Below are 17678 nucleotides of genomic sequence, written 5' to 3'. Positions count from 1 at the left end.
TACATTCATATGTTAAATGCACCCCGCGTTATCGGGCTGATATTTGGTCTTATTACCTTTAATTCTGTCGCACAGGAACCGAGCCCCACCGCGACTGTCGCAGCGGCTGGAAGCCAAAAAGCCTTTTTTGGGCCGCAAGAAAACTTTACCGGGCGTGTCCGCGTTGTTCCACTTTTCACCGCGGATAAACAAATTAACGTCTCCGCTGCCTACGTCACCTTCGAGCCGGGTGCACGTTCGGCCTGGCACACTCATCCCGCAGGTCAGCGGCTGATTGTCACCTCTGGAGTGGGTTTGACCCAGCAGGAAGGCCAACCGATACAGATTATTCGCCCCGGCGATGTGGTGTCGTGCCCTGCCGGCGTTAAACACTGGCATGGCGCAACCCCGGACAGTGCGATGACGCATCTGGCAGTGACCGGTAACGTGGCGGGCAGTAATGTTGAATGGATGGAGAAAGTTACTGATGAACAATACCACGCGCGTTAAAACGTTGACCGCCGCTGCGTTATTGCTTTTTGGCTTTAACCTGACGGCATTTGGCACATCTGCAAAACAAGGAACATCAGAGATGCATCAGCCGCAGGCTGTTTCAAAAACCCTCTCCGCTCGCCAGCAAAGCATTCCATTAATCGCGGCATTTATGGCGACCAGTAATATGGAAAAACTGAATACCTTGCTTAACCAGGGGCTGGATTCAGGGCTATCGGTAAACGAAACCAAAGAAATCCTCGTTCAACTGTACGCCTATACCGGATTCCCCCGCAGCCTCAACGCTCTGAATGAGTTAATGACATTAGTAGAAGCACGTAAACAACGTGGCATAAACGACATTCAAGGAAAAGAACCTGCCAGCAAAATTCCCGTGGGCGATGCGCTTCGTCAGGCCGGTATCGCTAACCAGACCCAAATTTCCGGTGGGCCGGTACACGGGCCACTTTTCGAATTTGCGCCCGTCATCAATCAGTTCCTGCAGACGCATTTATTTGGCGATATTTTTGCTCGGGACAATTTGGACTGGCAGAGTCGCGAATTGGCAACCGTAGGCGCATTGGCTGCCACGCCTGGTGTGGAAACCCAGTTGCTCTCTCATATGCGCGCCAGTCTGAGAGTAGGATTGAGCAAAGAGCAACTTCGACAACTGGTGCAGATACTGCACGAAAACGGTGAGCCCGGCATGGCGGCCCGTGCCGAACAGGCATTGAAACTGGCACTGGACCACGTCGGATAAACGCCGTTTAAAACTAGCGCGGCGGTAATATGAAACAAAGGAGTTATTTTGAAGACAATATTAAAAACATGGGCCTTATGCGCCATGGTCGGCAGTTTCATTTCCCCATACGTTAATGCGGAACCTCTGGTTATTCGTGAGCAAGGCAGCTTCGCGGCCGGAGGGTCTGTGGCCACAGCTCCAGGGCACTTCGATGCCCAGAAGCCCTTGGTTCCCGCGGGGCAAACTTATCATGGCGATCATGCTGCTGTTTTCTATCAAATTCCTGAGCATCCCCATAAATATCCGATAATCATGCTTCACGGTGCGGGGCAATCCTCACGCACTTGGCAAAGCACGCCGGATGGGCGAGAAGGATTTCAGACTATTTTCTTACGTCGCGGTTTTTCGACCTATTTAGTCGATCAGCCACGCCGTGGTAATGCAGGACGCAGCATGGTCGAAGCCGCTTTGGCACCGAAAGCCGATGAGCAGCTGTGGTTCAATCAGTTTCGAGTCGGCATCTGGCCGGACTATTTCAAAGGAGTTCAGTTCCCGCAAGATAAGGCCGCATTAAACCAATATTTTCGCCAGATGACGCCCAACACCGGACCGTTTGACAGTAACGTCATTTCTGACGCCATGTCGGCAGTGGTCGATAAAATCGGCCCTGCAATCCTGTTCACTCACTCCCAGGGGGGCGGTCCAGGATGGTACACCGCAATGAAAAATCCCAAGGTGAAAGCGATTGTTGCCTTTGAGCCGGGTAGCGGCTTCGTTTTCCCTGAGAGTGAATTACCTGCACCGATGCCCAGTGCTTTCGATACACTAAAAGGCGAGCCGGTAAACAGGACGCAATTTACCGCCCTGACTAAAATCCCAATCCTGATTTTTTATGGGGATAACATTCCTGACAAACCGGTCGCAATGCCGGCGCAGGACAGTTGGAGAGTCAGGTTGGCGATGGCTCGCCGGTGGCAAGACGTAGTAAACAAACACGGTGGCGATGTCACCGTCATCCACCTGCCCGAAATCGGTATTAAAGGAAATACGCACTTCCCCTTTTCGGATCTGAACAATGTTCAAATCGCCGATCAGGTCAGTAAATTCCTGCAGGAAAAGCATCTTCAGTAATCTGTCACCGTCGCAGCAAGGTTCGATTAATGAACCTTGCTGATTAACCCTATCCATTTACCCCCTCTAATCAAATAAATCACGCTGCGCTATGCTTTCCTCACACAAAAGCAGAAGGACAACGACATGCAAACAGTGAAGCTGAACAACGGGGTCGAAATGCCCAAACTGGGTTTTGGTGTCTTCCAGATGACGGACGCCAAGGAATGTGAACGCGCCGTTATCGATGCCATTGAGTCCGGCTATCGTCTGATTGATACCGCCGCCTCCTATCAAAATGAAACCCAGGTGGGCAATGCCCTTAAGCAAAGCGGTGTGGAGCGTGAAGCGCTGTTTGTAACCACCAAGTTGTGGTTGCAGGACACCCACTATGCAGGGGCGAAGGCGCAGTTTGAACGCTCGTTAAACCGCCTGCAGCTTGACTATGTGGATCTCTATTTGATCCACCAGCCCTATGGCGATGTTCATGGCGCATGGCGGGCGATGGAAGAGTTACACCAGGCAGGGAAAATCCGTGCTATTGGCGTCAGCAACTTTCATCCGGATCGGCTCGCGGATCTGATCGCATTCAACAACGTCGTTCCGGCGGTTAACCAGATTGAAGTGAATCCCTTTAATCAGCAACTGCATGCGGTGCCGTGGATGAAAAGTCGGGGAATTCAGCCCGAAGCGTGGGCACCGTTCGCTGAAGGGAAAAATGGCCTGTTTCAGCACCCGTTATTAACCGCTATGGGCGAAAAACGGGGTAAGAGTGTGGGCCAGGTGGTTCTGCGCTGGATTTATCAACGCGATATCATCTCGTTGGCAAAATCTGTCCGCAGGGAACGAATGGAAGAGAACATCAATATTCTGGACTTCGAGCTCAGCGAAGAGGAAATGGAGAAAATTACCGCTTTGGATACGGCAACCAGCGCCTTCTTCTCTCATCGCGATCCCGCCATGGTGGAGTGGCTGACGGGCCGTAAACTTGATGTTTAGGTGAGCCACGGCCGGCGCAGCACTAAGGGTGTCCGGCCAAAACCCATTAATGGCGCAGCGCATCGATCAACAAGGCAAACGCCGGGGGATGTTGCCTCCGGCTGGGATAATAGAGGTAGTAACCGGGAAATGTCGGACACCATTCATCCAGGATCTGGATAAGCTCCCCTGATTTGACTTCGTTTTGGATCATATCTTCGGGCACGCAGGCGATACCAAACCCTGACGAAGCCGCGTCGATCCTCTCTGCCAACAGATTAAATGTCAGTTGCCCTTCCACTTTCACACGCAGCGGCTTACCGTCTTTCTCAAACTCCCAGTGGTATAGACCGCCGGCGGTAGGAAGCCGCATGTTGATGCAACGATGCTGCTGCAACTCGTGGGGCGTCTGCGGGATCCCGTGCTCGGCAAAGTAACTCGGCGCCCCCACAACCACCATTCGCATGTCCGGTCCGATTTTTACGGCAATCATGTCCTTATCTACGCTTTCCCCAAGGCGAATACCTGCATCGAAACGCCCTTCCACGATGTCAACGAAGCCATTATCCACCACCAGTTCGATATTGATTTCAGGGTATTCCCGGAGAAAAGGTTTTAGCTTCGGCCACAGCAGGCACCGCGCGGCATGCTCCCCGGCGGAAAGTCTGATATTGCCCGAAGCGGTGCCATTTGGTTGGAGCAGAATTTCAAGTTCATGCTCAAGCTCGGCAAGACGTGGCTCGAGACAGGCGATTAACTTCTCCCCAACCTCCGTTGGGGCGACGCTGCGGGTGGTTCGGGTCAGAAGACGCGTATTTAAACGTTGTTCTAATGCCTTCACCGCATGGCTCAATGCCGACTGAGAAACCCCCAGCTTAGCCGCCGCTTTGGTAAAGCTTTTCTCTCTGGCAACCACCAGGAAAATTTGCAGCTCATTGAAGTTTTCTTTCAGCATGAGGTATTTCCTTAACGCATTGAGTAATGGCAGATAAAACTAATGATAACGCGCGATCTACGCAATCATTTTAGCCCGAAATATCCAGCCAATTACCGGCAAGATGCGTGAGTCATCGCAACCCCCATCCCCGGTATGCGCCAATGAGCAGCATGGTCTGTTGCTGTTTTGGCGGTGTTTGCATGCATGAAAGTATTCCTCTGTGTTTCCGTTGTCATGTGCGGTAAAAAATATAACTATGCTAAATAGATTACGGAAGACGCAGCAGTTGTACTAATCACCTGCATCGGACGCCTCTCCTATCAATAAACCAGGATCCCCGACATGTCAGAACCCGATCTCAATTTACTGATTGCGCTCGATGCGTTGCTTACGCTCGGCAGCGTGGCCGAAGCTGCACGCCGCCTAAACCTCAGCGCTTCGGCCATGAGCCGCACGCTTGGCCGCTTGCGGGCAGTCACCGGAGATCCGTTACTGGTAAGGGCCGGCCGCAATATGGTACTCACTCCCTATGCCGAAGAGATTCGTGAACGTACGCAAAACACCGTATTTGAGGCGCATTCGATACTGCGCCCCTCGGTTTCGGAACTGAGTTTATCAACGTTGGAACGCACATTTACCCTGCGCGCCAACGAGGGCTTTGTCGAAGCATTCGGCGCCGCACTGATCTCCGCCGTGGCAACGGCAGCCCCGTTGGTGAGACTCTGTTTTGCGCCCAAACCGGAAAAAAGCTCCCGCCATTTGCGTGAGGGACGGGTTGATTTGGAAATCGGCGTTTTGGGGGATATGGGGCCGGAAATTCGCTTGCAGGCGCTGTTCCGCGACCGATTTGTCGCGGTGGTCAGAAAGGGCCATCCGTTGGAGCAGAAAGCCGACATCACCGCGCGGGCCTATGCTGACTGTGGCCATGTGGTCGCATCACGCCGTGGGCTAGTCACCGGCCCGGTAGATCAGGGATTGGCTGAATTGGGGTTGGAACGAAAAATAGCCGCCGTGGTGCCGAGTTTTCCCGCCGCGCTGGCGGTGGCTCAGGCGTCCGATCTGGTGGCATTGGTCCCTGCTTCTTTCCTGATCAATCAACCGCTGGGCACTGCGCTTTATATGTTTGAACTGCCGGTAAAACCCCAAAGCATCACCGTTTCGCAGATGTGGCACCCGCGTTTGGAGGCCGATGCTGCCCACCGTTGGCTGCGGCAATGGGTGTTGAAGGTGGTTCAACAACGTTTTGCCACGCTAAATACCTGAAAGCACTGTGCCGGCAGATATTTGAGTCTTAATTTTCATCGCGTCGGAAGTTTGAGTCAGGTGTCACGATAACCACCCCTTTTCTTCTGTATTCTTTGATAAGGAATCTATTTTATCGGGAGATTAGGTGACATGAAAAAAACAGTTATATTCACCATGATGGCGCTGGGCAGCCTTATCGCCAACGCGCAGGCGAGCGACAAACTAGCTGGTAATGAAATACTTGCCGTTCAAAAAGGCGGCGTGCCAGACAAGGTTTTCACGCAGGATAAACCGCATTTGAAGATAGCCACCTATAACATCGGTAAAAATGAAGCCTCCTCTGCCGTCTCCGATTTCACCGCACTTAATTCGGCCATTAAAAGAATAGATGCGGATATCATCGCCATCCAGGAAGTGGACAATAAGACCCAGCGCAGTCAAAAACTCGATCAGCTTAAAAAAATCGCTGATGCCAATAAAATGCATTATGCCTTTGGCAAAGCGCTTGATTTCGATGGCGGCGAGTATGGGGTAGGACTGCTTTCCAAATATAAAATTCTACATTCACAGGTGGTGAAATTACCCTCGGGTGATGCCGAACAGCGCGTCACATTACTGGCGCAAGTTGAGGTTCCCGGATTTGATTCAGCGCCAATCATCATGGTCACCCATCTCGACTGGCAAAAAGATCCGTCAATACGCACTGAACAAGCACGCTACCTGTTGGATTTGAGTATTGGCGATGCCGCATCTGATTTCAAAGATATGGCTTCCTCGATCAAGATCCTCGCTGGCGATTTCAACTCGACTCAAGATGAACAGCCATTGAAAGAAATACGCTATTTTTTCAATGAAGTTGCGAAAGATGGAGCCGATACTCGCAGTTGGCCAGCGGTTAATCCCGCTATTGATATAGACCATATCTTCACATTTAAGGGGCAAAAGTGGAACGTGAAGAATCTGGATATCCCACATAATTCGCCTGAATTTACCTGGTCAACGGCAAGCGATCACCTGCCGGTTATTGCCGAGCTTGAGCTTTCAGAACAGTAAGGCAAATGAGGAAGCCAGTCACAGGCTTCCTCACTGTTTTTACCCATCATGGTCCTTGCTGGCCTCAGATGCGAACCACCAGTTTGCCTTGCGCACGGTCATTCTCGATCATGCGGTGAGCGTTGGCGACATCGTCAAAGTCGAAGGTTTTCACCCGCAGCGACGGCATGGTCTGGGTCGCTACCTGTTGAGCAATCCACTTCAGCGGCGAGTCGGCCAAAGGCAGCGCTGGGGTGCCAAGCAACCCACTGCCAAAGAAGGTCAAGCGTGTTGCATTGGGAAGATCGTTCATCAGATGCAGATTATCCAACACCGGTGCCCCGCCCAGCAGGCCTATTACCACTGCGGTACCAAAAGGTTTGAGCGCATTGAGGCTATCGCGCACCGTGGCGGCGCCAACCACCTCAAGGGCCACATCTACGCCTTCCGGCGCTACACCCCGTATTTGTTCTGCAATTTCACCGGTATCAATCACCACCGCATCTGCGCCAATGGCGGTCAGCCGGGCTGCGTTACTGGCCGATCGGGTGGTGGCGATAACCCGCTGTCCACGCGCCTTGGCATAGGCCACTGCAGCCTGACCCACCGAAGAGGTCGCGCCGCGCACCAGCACCGTCTGCCCCGGTACGTTGTCAATTAAGCGGCCCAGAGCTCCCCATACGGTAAGATAGCTCTCCGGCAGTGCGGCAAGTTCTTCCCATGAAAGGCTGATGCCGTCCAAATCGATGACGTTGCTGCGTAACACCGTGACCTCCTCGGCGTAGCTGCCGTTGCGGGTGAACTGCAATCCCCCCATGGCGGTGGCCACATGCTGCCCGGTGCGAAACAGTCCTGAAGCATCCTCAATCACTTCGCCTACGGCTTCAATCCCAGGCACAACCTGTCCGGCGATCGGGCCCATTTTACCGGCCCGGCGGTAAATTTCGGCGCGGTTAAGACCAAACGCCCGTACCCGAATGCGAACTTCATCCGCCTTTGGCGCGACAGAAGGAATATCGCGCAGTTGCAAAACGTCCGGGCCGCCAACTTGTTCAATCACATAAGCTTTCATAACCGTTCTCCAGTTCAACAGTGAGTTAATCAACGAGCTATCTCGCCGATAGGTTGAACTGTATAGACTCCAATATTGATGGGGAATACACGAAAATGGTAACGTCAATCTCATAAATGAGAGGGGTGTCGTATGGACTTTAACGCAACCAAAATGTTTGTCTCAGTAGTACAAGCAGGCAGTCTTTCGGCCGCCGCCGACAAGACCCATGTGCCGCTCCCTACCCTGAGCCGGCGCATACGTGAGCTGGAGCGCGAACTTGACGTGCAGTTGCTGGAGCGTTCACCGCGCGGTATCAAGCTGACTGAAGCCGGCAGCCGTTTATATGAACATGCCAGCCGCGGGGTGGAAGCCCTGAATGAAGCTCAGCAGGCCGTGATGAACGATGAAACCCGGCTTAAAGGCCGCCTGCGTCTGTCGATGCCCCCCAACTTTGATCCCTGGTGGGACTTGCTGGGGGCTTTCCAACAACGGTTTCCCGAAATCAGCGTTAGCGTATTTTCAACGGAACGGCGGATCGATTTGGTACAGGATGGCATTGACGTTTCACTCCGCGTCGGCACCATCGTGCATGAGTCTATGGTGGCACGGCAAATGCTGAAGTATCGGCATTTGCTGGTCGCTGCGCCGTCATTACTGGCGCAGTTTGGCCAACCTGCCAGCGTGGAGGATTTGCATCGCTACCCTTGCGCGAGCTGGGCGGCGGACTCCAGCGCCCGTGGCCTCTGGCGGCTGGGCCATCAGGTGTTTGAGCCGAAGGCGGTACTGGTGGCGAACGATTACGCACTTTTACGCAGCAGAGCCGTCGCGGGTCAGGCGGTCACTGAGTTACCGCCCTTTATGGCGAACAAGGAGATCGCCGCCGGCCGTTTGTGCGCAGTCTTACCTTCTTACCCGTTGCCAGAACAAACGCTTAGCTTGCTCTATCCATCACAACGGCATCCCTCACGACTGGTTCGGGCGTATCTCGATTTCTGTCAGGAACAGCTGACAACCTACCTGAGTGCGAATGTTGAATAAGCCAGATAACGGCGAGGTGGGACGATAAAATTCACAGGTGATTGATAGCGGGAAATTTAGCAGAGGACGGCGTTTTTTGGGATTTTCCGCTTTAAGATTAATAATGCTTTAATAGTGCCCACTATGCAGTACAGTAAAACGATGACGCCCAATCAATCGAAGCACTGCATAGTGGAATACTAATGTTAACGTAATGAGTTAATTTCTATAACCTTATGTAACTAAAGAAACTGAAAAGTAACCTGAAAATCCTTCCTCGTTGCCAGAGCAAAAATATAAAAGCGACTGGGTTATATTCTCTCTGTATAACACTCGTCCTTTTTACTTCCAGCAAACGCCTCAGGGTTTATAAATTAGTCAATAACCGCATCATTAACGCACAGCTTTAATCCAGAAAACGCGAGCGTATGCCCCATCCCATTCAACAATGATGCAGGGGCCGCCATTGCTTCTGTGTAAGGCGGTGCCTCATCCTGTCTTCACGCAATAAATAATAACTGCGGCAGTTCAGCAGATACGGCTGGCGTATGTGGCTGCTACCTTCCTTTAAATAACCAGGCATCACAAATTTTGCGCGGGGGTACCTTGCGGGCTTGGGGAGTTGCTGGACGCCTAAGCCGCGTTCTCTCCAGAATGGAGCACGCTGCCCTGCAGTTGTTGCAATTCGGGCTAAGAATTTAGTTAGCAGGCAACATATCCTTAACTTTATAATGAATCAAATGGTACAATATCGACATTCCATCGTTTGATTTACGCTCTGCTTTCACTCCACCAGGGAACGGCATGGACGCGATCATTCGAGGTAAACATGAAGAAAAACATTATCTTGGAGTCTTTCAGACATGCCTGAATCAAATGCCCGTCCGGGTATAAAACTTAAACTATGGTGTTGTTTATTAGGGATAATCCTTACCGTTGTCGGCCTATTCTTCGCCATTGCCGGCGGTAAGCTGGTTTCGCTGGGGGGCAGCAGCTACTTTCTGATTGCCGGTATCGTTACCCTGTTTTCCGCCGTGCAATTCTTCCGTCGTAAATCTTCGGCCGTGCCGCTGTTCCTGCTGGTGTTTGTCGGCACGCTGGTTTGGTCGGTGGTTGATGCCGGTTTCGATTTCTGGCCATTGGTTTCGCGGCTGATGGTCCCTGCCGGTTTGATGCTGTTGGCCTTGCTGAGCTGGCCAGCACTGCGTAAGCCAGAAGGCAAAAAGCCGTTGGCAAAATTGTCTTACCTGCTAAGTGCGGTATTGGCCGTTGGCATGGTCGGCACCTTTGTGCAGATGTTCCAGCCACACCCTACCGTGGCTTTCAGCGGTGAGCCGTTGCCGCTGATCCCAGTGGACAAAAGCAAACAACAAAAAGATTGGGATAACTACGGCAATACCCCGGGTGGCAGCCGCTTCGTGGCGCTGGACCAAATCACCCGCGACAACGTGAAAGACCTGAAGGTCGCCTGGACCTTCCACACCGGCGATACTCCGTTGAGTCCGGATGGCAACGGCGCTGAAGATCAGCAAACGCCGTTGCAAATCGGCAACCGTATCTTCCTGTGTACGCCGCATAACAACGTGATTGCCGTCGATGCCGACAGCGGTAAAGAGATCTGGAAACGTGAAATCAACGCGAAATCCCAGGTCTGGAACCGTTGCCGCGGCCTGGCCTACTTTGATGTTGCCAAGCCCCTGCAACAACCGACCGTACCCGGCTCTACGCCCGCGACACCGGTCACCCTGGCTGCGGGCGACAGTTGCCAGCGCCGTATTCTGATGAATACCATCGATGCGCGCCTGGTGGCAATCAACGCCGATAACGGTGAATTCTGTCAGAACTTTGGCAACCAGGGCGTGGTAGATCTGAAAGTCGGTCTGGGCGATGCGGCCGATCCGAAATATCAGCTGACTTCCGCACCCACCCTGGCGGGCACCACCGTTGTCGTCGGCGGCCGCGTAGCCGATAACGTACAAACGGATATGCCTGGCGGCGTGCTGCGCGGTTTCGACGTGATCACCGGCGCGATGCGCTGGGCGTTCGACCCGGGTAATCAGGATCCAAACTCGGCCTTAAAACCCGGCCAGACCTTTGTACGCAGCACCCCAAATTCCTGGGCACCGATGTCCTACGACCCGGCGATGAACACCGTGTTCCTGCCAATGGGCAGCTCCTCGGTGGATCTGTGGGGCGCTAACCGTAACGCGTTGGATCACAAATATGGCGCTTCCATCCTGGCGTTGGACGCCACCACCGGTAAAGAGAAATGGGTTTATCAGACCGTTCATAACGACCTGTGGGATTTCGACCTGCCGATGCAGCCTAGCCTGATCGATTTCCCAATGAAGGACGGTACCACCAAACCGGCCCTGGTCATTGGTGCCAAAACCGGTCAGATCTTCGTGTTGGATCGCCATACCGGCAAGCCTTTGACCGAAGTGAAAGAGCTGCCGGTGAAAACCCGCACCATCCCCGGTGAGCAATACTCCGCCACTCAACCTTTCTCTGTCGGCATGCCACAAATTGGCGCTGAAAAACTGACTGAGTCCGACATGTGGGGCGCTACGTCGTTTGATCAGCTGATGTGTCGCATCAGCTTTAAATCCATGCGCTATGACGGCCTGTTTACCGCACCGGACACCGATATTTCACTCAGCTTCCCAGGCTCTCTGGGTGGCATGAACTGGGGTGGCCTGTCGACCGATCCGAACAACCATTACATCTTCGCCAACGACATGCGTTTGGGCCTGTGGGTGCAGATGATCCCGCAAAAAACCGATGCCAATACCCCGGCCAGCAATGGTGGTGAATCGGTCAATGCCGGTATGGGTGCGGTGCCGTTAAAAGGCACGCCTTACGGCGTGAACAAAAATCGTTTCATGTCACCTCTGGGCATTCCTTGCCAGAAACCACCGTTTGGTACCCTGTCGGCGATCGATCTGAAAACGCAGAAAGTGGTGTGGCAAGTGCCGGCCGGTACGGTTCAGGATACCGGGCCTTTCGGTATCAAAATGCGTGCACCAATGCCGGTGGGCATGCCGACGCTCGGCGGCACGCTGGCGACTCAGGGCGGCCTGGTGTTCATTGCCGGCACTCAGGATTACTACCTGCGGGCCTTTGACTCCTCCACCGGTAAAGAAGTGTGGAAAGCGCGCTTGCCTGTCGGCAGCGGCGGCACGCCAATGAGTTATGTTTCACCGACAACCGGCAAGCAGTACATCGTGATTTCCGCCGGTGGCGCTCGTCAGTCGCCGGACCGTGGCGATTACGTCATTGCCTATGCACTTGATAAATAAATCTAACCACAGGTTATGATCGCAGCCCCCGCCTCAACTCGGGGGCTTTTTTATATTCCCGGGCACGTGTTTAATAGCCGAGACTTCATTAAGCTGGCCCATTAAAAGGCGGAAATACGAGAGTATTCCTAATGTGTTAACCGACTTTATATCTCATTCTCTCTGGCGGCTTTTTATTGCGCAGAAACGGCTATTGAATATTTCCACCCGCAGGCTTTTTATTGGCTAGCATAAAAGACAGGTGGTTTTCAGAGGAAATGACGAATGAGTGTTCTACCCGAGCGCAGTGATGAAAAACCGCCTGTGGATATGGCTAATGAAATTTTTAATGGTTTACCTAATCTCATTGGCATGGGTAATAGCCTCGGGGGACATTTCAATAAGCTTTGGTGTCAATATACCGGCCTCTCCTCATTTGATAACCCAGGCGCTTGCTGGTTGAAAGCCCTGCACCCTGCCGAATATCCTCTTATCGAACCGCTATGGCAGCAGGCGATTGCCACGGCGACCTCTTTCGTTAATGAAGTTCGCCTGCGACAATACAACGGCGAATACCGCTGGTTTTTACTGTCTTTCGGCGCGAAGAAAAAGCCTGATAGCGAAGAAACAGATTGGTATCTGAGCGGCACCGATATCCATGATTCCGTATTGGAAAAACAGCGAATTACCACCACGCTGGCCGCGCAGAAAAACATGCTTGATGCCAGCGTCGACTGCATCAAGGTCATCAATAATGACGGCACGCTGCTGCACATCAACAGAGCCGGCAGCGTCGCGCTGGGCATCGATGAGCACCAACCGCAATTTGGCATGCCCTGGCTGAATCTGCTGCAACCCGAAGTGCGCTCGCGCGGCAAAAAAGCGCTGCGTAAAGTGCTAACCGGTAAAAACGCCCGCTTCGCCGGCCTTAGCGCCACGCCTGACGGCAAGCTGCAGCACTGGGACAATATTCTCAGTCCGGTCTTCGATAACGAGGATCGAATAGAAAATATATTGTGCGTCTCGCGCGACGTTAGCTCTCAGCGAATAGCTGAAAAACGTTTGCTGATCGCCAGTCAGTATGACGAACTGACCGGTTTGCCCAACAGACGCTTATTCAAGAAAAGATTAAAGCAGGAAATGAAGCGAGCCCTGAGCAGCAATAAATCGCTCGGGTTGATTTTGCTGGACCTGGACCATTTTAAGCTGGTTAACGACACCCTAGGGCACGCTGCCGGCGATCATCTGCTGCGCGTGTTGTCCCGTCGGCTGACGGCTTATTTAAATCCGAACTCGTTCGTTTCCCGCCTGGGCGGCGACGAGTTTGCGATTGTGATCGGCGACGTCGAAAACGAGCAGGATATTTACAAAATCGCCAATACCTTTCTGTTGCAGCTTGAGTCACCCATTACCCATGGCGGCAAGGCGTTGCATTGCGGCATGAGTATCGGCTGCGCCCTCTATCCTCAGGATGCCCGCGACGCCTCGGAATTGATGAAATGCGCCGATACCGCGTTGTACGAACTCAAGGACGGCGGCCGGGGCGGCGTGTACATGTTTAATCCACAGATGATGGATAAGGCCAAAGAGCGTGCCGCGCAGCTTAATCACGCACGGCAGATAGTTCGCGATAATCAAATCCGCCCCAGCTACCAACCCAAGGTCAGCCTGGCAACCGGTGCCATTGTGGGCTTTGAGGCGCTGCTGCGCTGGTATTGCCCGCATCATGGCATGAAGATGCCAGATACCGTCGTCGAAGCATTCAACGATTACGAACTGGCAACCAAGATCAGCGAAACCATGCAGATGAAGGTTTTTGCCGATATCGCCACTTGGATCGCGTCTGGCGTGGAGGTGTTGCCGGTGTCTTTGAACGCCGCACCTATCGAATTTTTACGTGATAACTACGCCGAAACTTTCCTGCGGCGTCTGCAAACGTTTCGCATCCCCCACCATCTTATCGAGCTGGAGGTCACTGAGCATGCCTTCAACAAACACGGGTCGAAGTATGTGCTGCGAGCCTTGCAAATGCTTAAGGAAATGGGGATCAGGATCGCGCTTGATGACTTTGGCACCGGCCATTCCTCCTTTACGCACCTGATGGACTACCCTCTGGACTGCATCAAGTTGGATCGGGATTTCATCCGCCGCATGAATAATGAACCGGCGATTTTGGGCATCGTGGAAAGCATGGGGATTTTGGGGCAGAAATTATCCATTGATATTATTGCGGAAGGCATTGAAACCGAGCTACAGCGGCAAACGCTGCGTGATTCCGGCTATCACCTGGGGCAAGGGTTTCTGTTCAGCCAGGCCGTTGAAGCGACCCAAGTCATCAATATGCTACGAGAAAACGTCCCTTCAAACACCTGAACCGGTACAATACTTTCCGGGACTTCTTAAGGAAAGGCATGATGATTCGACAGTTCATCAAAGGCGATGAAATTGCGCTGTTTCGCGTTTTTTTCTCTGCGGTGCATGAGGTCGCATCACGCGACTACACCACTGAGCAGGTCAATGCCTGGGCTCCCGCCGATACTGATCCCCAGCTTTGGGCAGCTCGCATGAGAGATTTGCATCCCTTTGTCGTTGAGATTGATAAACAGATTGTCGGCTATGCCGATCTCCAGCCTGACGGCTATATCGACCATTTCTATGTATCCGGCGCCTGTCCCCGACAAGGCATTGGGACCTTATTGATGAATCGAATCCATGAAGCGGCCAGACTGTTAGGGCTTAAAGAGCTGACCTCAGACGTCAGTAAAACCGCAGAACCCTTCTTTATGCGCCAGGGATTTCAGGTCGTTGAGCGGAAAAGTCCGGTCCTGCGCGGCATCGTGCTGCAAAATGCTTTCATGCGTAAAAATCTCGACGTTTAAGCCCCTCACGCTCACCGAGCGCTCCCCCTTTTTTGCAACCTGACCGTTTGTAAAATTAGTTAGCCAATTTTGTTCGTTCACAGATTTAACGGCTTGAAGGATAGTGAGTTGACCGCCTCAACAACATAATAATGCAGGTAATAATAATGATATATAGCGCAAAACTCACCGCAGCGGCGGCTCTCCTGAGCCTTTCCGCCCTGGCCCATGCCGCACCGGGGCTGGACCTGATCGCCAACGAAACCCCTATTCATACCCAGAAAGATCCCGAGGCTGCGGCCAAAATCCCCGCCGGGTTCAAATTTGTTGAACCGGGGACGCTGACCGTAGCCGTCGCGATCTTGGGCAGCGGCCCACCGTTCGGTCTGTACGCGCGCGACAATAAAACGGTGATTGGCAGCGAGTCGGATATTGCCAGGCTGGTTGCCGACGGCCTGGGGTTGAAACTGAAACTGGTTCCGACCTCATGGGAAGACTGGCCGTTAGGCGTCACCTCGGGTAAATACGACGCCGCGGTTTACAACATTACCGTCACTCAGGAACGTAAAACCAAATTCGACTTCGCTACCTATCGCCAGGATACGTTGGGCTTCTACGTGAAATCCGACAGTAAGATCACCTCGATCAAATCGGCGCCGGACATTGCCGGCAAAAAGATCATCGTAGACTCCGGCACCAATCAGGAAGCCGTGCTGCTGGCCTGGGATAAAGAGAACCAGGCCAAAGGGTTACCGGCCCTTCAGCCGATTTATGTCACTGACAAGGCGGCGTCGACGCTGGCCATCCAGTCCGGCCGTGCGGATGCGACCTTCGGGCCGAACGTGTCCGGCGCTTATCAGGCAAAATTGACCGGTAAAACCCGGTTGGTCGGCATCGTGCCGGGCGGCTGGCCGCGCAGCGCCAACATCGCCGTTACGCTGAAGAAAGGCAATGGTTTGGTTGAAGCGGTGCAGGCGTCGCTCAATAGCGCTATTGCCAACGGCAGTTATCTGAAAGTGTTGGATCGCTGGGCGGAAAGCGACGAGAAAATCGAACGATCCGACATCAACCCACAGGGATTGGGCGATAAATAATAACCACACGGGGCCCTGAATGGGCCCCCGCTTTGTCAGCTCTCGGCGCGATGTTTCTCCATCTTGCGGTAAAGCGTACTGCGCGAGATCCCTAATCGTTTTGCCGCCAGGCTGATATTGCCCTTGGCGTTTCGAATAGCCGTCAACATGTCTACCGATACGCTCTGCGGCGCTACGGGGCGAGCAAGCAGATGAAACTGCTCCGGCAGATCCTCAAGCCTGATCAGGTTACCGTCATCGGCCAAAGCCAGCAGCACTTTCAAGGTGCTCAACAACTGCCGCACATTACCGGGCCAGGAATAACCGGCCAAGGCGGTGATAGCGTCCGGCGCCAGTCTGATGCCCCGCGCATCCCCCCCCAATTCGCTCCAGAGATTGAGGATAAAACGATCAACGTGTGCGCGCTGCCGCAGCGGCAAGATGCGCAGGCTGAATTCCTGAATGCGATACAGCAAATCTTCGCGGAATGCCCCTGCCGCGACCCGCTGTTCCAGATCCTGATGGGTGGCACAGATAAGCGAGAAATCAACCGCATAGCTGACGCGGCTGCCGAGCGGCGTGACCGTCTTTTCCTGCAGCACCCGCAATAAACGGGTCTGCAAACTCAATGGCATATCGCCAATCTCATCAAGGAACAGCACCCCGCCGTCGGCCTCTCTGATCTTGCCGACGTACCCTTTGGTGCTGGCGCCGGTAAACGCCCCTGGCGCATAGCCAAAAAGTTCGGACTCGATCAGACTTTCCGGCAGGGCTGCACAGTTGATAGCCACAAAATTGCCCTGTCGCCGGTGGCTTTCCTCGAACAAACGCTGGCTGAAATACTCTTTACCGCAGCCGGTTTCCCCGCTAATGCATAGCGCCAGCCCGGCATTAAGAATACGCAGGGCCTTCTGTCGGTCGGCTCCGTCACGATCATAAGGCTGCAGCTGCTGCCTGACGCACTGCGATGGGCGTTCCGGCATCTGCAACAGCGAATAATAGTGACGATTATTCACCGCCAGAGTCTGTCGCGGCGCATTCATTGTCTGGAGGGACATTTCCGGAAACAGCGTGGCAAAGTCCATCGACCCAAAGGCCGCCGCGTTGAGATTGAATTCTTGCATCGCTAATCGGTTGGCCGCGGTGAGGATCTCATCGCGAAACACCAATATCATCTCATGGGCGCTGCCGAGAACCCGCGCATCGCTGTGCAGGCGCAGTGTCCAATGTCGGTCGGTGACACAGCTTTTCACCCATTGATGTTCAATGTGCCGGACAGCCTGCAGAATCAACGAACCTGCTTCGCTGTAAGGATGTTGGGCCGGCGTCGAGATATCCAATACGCCGGCGATCAGGCCGTCGGGGCGATAAATCGGCGCTGCGGAGCAGTAAAGCCCGGCATTCTGATTGAGAAAGTGCTCGTCGCCATTGACTTCGCACAGCGCCCCCATTGCCAAAGCGGTACCGATGGCATTGGTGCCACGCTCCTGCTCGCCCCACAGATTGCCCGGAGCCAGAGAAACCCGCGATGCCTTACGCAAAAAGTGCGTGTTGCCACAGGTTTCCAGCACCAGGCCGCCGGCATCGGACACCACCACAATGGAGGGTTGTCGGTTGATCTCACCACCCAAGCGCTCGATCAGCGGCCGCGCGAGCTGCGCAACCCAACCGTTTTGCCCCCGCACTTCTTTCAACAGGGTCGGCTGGATAAAAGGAACATGGTCGTCGCTTCGATTGAGGCCATAGTGCCGGCTGCGTAACCAGGATTCGGAAAGTGGGCCGGAGAGTGACAGGCGATCGTCGTCAGAGATACACCCGGTCTGGGTGGTCTGGTCTTTATGCAGCATACCCAACTCCCGCCAATTAAAGTGTTGCATTTTTGT

14 protein-coding genes are annotated in these 17678 nt (G+C 53.6%); 11 read left to right on the top strand and 3 right to left on the bottom strand.

Going from position 1 to position 17678, the window contains the following annotated elements; all coding sequences use genetic code 11:
* The first annotated feature begins 9 nt into the window (after positions 1 to 9).
* From AC1RKG_RS02110 to AC1RKG_RS02095, 4 genes are all read left to right on the top strand, one after another.
* On the top strand, positions 10 to 489 hold the full coding sequence (locus AC1RKG_RS02110; protein ID WP_493182067.1) for a (R)-mandelonitrile lyase: 480 nt from the start codon (positions 10 to 12) through the stop codon (positions 487 to 489).
* Positions 467 to 1231, top strand: coding sequence for a carboxymuconolactone decarboxylase family protein (locus AC1RKG_RS02105; protein ID WP_493181863.1), 765 nt, complete (start codon positions 467 to 469; stop codon positions 1229 to 1231). Before AC1RKG_RS02110 ends, AC1RKG_RS02105 begins: the two co-directional genes overlap by 23 nt.
* 48 nt (positions 1232 to 1279) lie before the next feature.
* Entirely contained in the window at positions 1280 to 2344 is a 1065-nt protein-coding gene (locus tag AC1RKG_RS02100) for an alpha/beta hydrolase (RefSeq protein WP_490635241.1), read from the top strand.
* A gap of 126 nt (positions 2345 to 2470) precedes the next feature.
* The gene (locus tag AC1RKG_RS02095) at positions 2471 to 3322 is read left to right on the top strand and encodes an aldo/keto reductase (protein ID WP_116690480.1); all 852 of its coding nucleotides are present in this window, start codon (positions 2471 to 2473) and stop codon (positions 3320 to 3322) included.
* Positions 3323 to 3368: 46 nt separating this feature from the next.
* Here AC1RKG_RS02095 and AC1RKG_RS02090 read toward each other — a convergent pair whose 3' ends face one another.
* Positions 3369 to 4256, bottom strand: a complete 888-nt coding sequence (locus AC1RKG_RS02090; RefSeq protein WP_371077967.1) for a LysR family transcriptional regulator — start codon at positions 4254 to 4256, stop codon at positions 3369 to 3371.
* Between the two features lie 324 nt (positions 4257 to 4580).
* Here AC1RKG_RS02090 and AC1RKG_RS02085 point away from each other — a divergent pair, with 324 nt between their 5' ends.
* Both AC1RKG_RS02085 and AC1RKG_RS02080 read left to right on the top strand, forming a co-directional pair.
* Positions 4581 to 5501 (top strand): LysR family transcriptional regulator, encoded by a 921-nt coding sequence (locus AC1RKG_RS02085; protein WP_493181861.1) that lies wholly within the window; start codon positions 4581 to 4583, stop codon positions 5499 to 5501.
* Positions 5502 to 5633: 132 nt separating this feature from the next.
* A complete protein-coding gene (locus tag AC1RKG_RS02080; protein WP_493181860.1) occupies positions 5634 to 6536 on the top strand; it encodes an endonuclease/exonuclease/phosphatase family protein in 903 nt (300 codons plus the stop codon).
* A 64-nt stretch (positions 6537 to 6600) separates the two neighbouring features.
* On the opposite strand, the gene AC1RKG_RS02075 is transcribed toward AC1RKG_RS02080, so the two are convergent.
* Positions 6601 to 7587, bottom strand: a complete 987-nt coding sequence (locus AC1RKG_RS02075; RefSeq protein ID WP_493181858.1) for a zinc-binding dehydrogenase — start codon at positions 7585 to 7587, stop codon at positions 6601 to 6603.
* A 132-nt stretch (positions 7588 to 7719) separates the two neighbouring features.
* Here AC1RKG_RS02075 and AC1RKG_RS02070 point away from each other — a divergent pair, with 132 nt between their 5' ends.
* The 5 genes from AC1RKG_RS02070 (at position 7720) to AC1RKG_RS02050 (ending at position 15816) form a co-directional block, all read left to right on the top strand.
* Positions 7720 to 8607, top strand: a complete 888-nt coding sequence (locus AC1RKG_RS02070) for a LysR family transcriptional regulator (RefSeq protein WP_273854548.1) — start codon at positions 7720 to 7722, stop codon at positions 8605 to 8607.
* A gap of 842 nt (positions 8608 to 9449) precedes the next feature.
* Positions 9450 to 11885, top strand: a complete 2436-nt coding sequence (locus AC1RKG_RS02065) for a glucose/quinate/shikimate family membrane-bound PQQ-dependent dehydrogenase (protein ID WP_493181857.1) — start codon at positions 9450 to 9452, stop codon at positions 11883 to 11885.
* Between the two features lie 264 nt (positions 11886 to 12149).
* A complete protein-coding gene (locus tag AC1RKG_RS02060; protein ID WP_493181854.1) occupies positions 12150 to 14237 on the top strand; it encodes a bifunctional diguanylate cyclase/phosphodiesterase in 2088 nt (695 codons plus the stop codon).
* Positions 14238 to 14275: 38 nt separating this feature from the next.
* Positions 14276 to 14743 carry a GNAT family N-acetyltransferase gene (locus AC1RKG_RS02055; protein WP_493181852.1) on the top strand — a complete coding sequence of 156 codons (468 nt, stop codon included), beginning with the start codon at positions 14276 to 14278 and terminating at the stop codon, positions 14741 to 14743.
* 146 nt (positions 14744 to 14889) lie between these two features.
* Positions 14890 to 15816: an ABC transporter substrate-binding protein gene (locus AC1RKG_RS02050; protein ID WP_172958946.1), complete on the top strand. Its 927-nt coding sequence runs from the start codon at positions 14890 to 14892 to the stop codon at positions 15814 to 15816.
* 35 nt (positions 15817 to 15851) lie between these two features.
* Here the strand turns inward: AC1RKG_RS02050 and AC1RKG_RS02045 are convergent, their stop codons facing one another.
* Entirely contained in the window at positions 15852 to 17642 is a 1791-nt protein-coding gene (locus tag AC1RKG_RS02045; RefSeq protein ID WP_493182066.1) for a sigma-54-dependent Fis family transcriptional regulator, read from the bottom strand.
* Between the last annotated feature and the right edge of the window lie 36 nt (positions 17643 to 17678).

This window comes from Serratia sp. GW822-FHT06D09 (assembly GCF_058799515.1).
The sequence above is the reverse complement of the archived record's forward strand: the minus strand, read 5'-3'. Positions and strand labels throughout refer to the sequence as shown.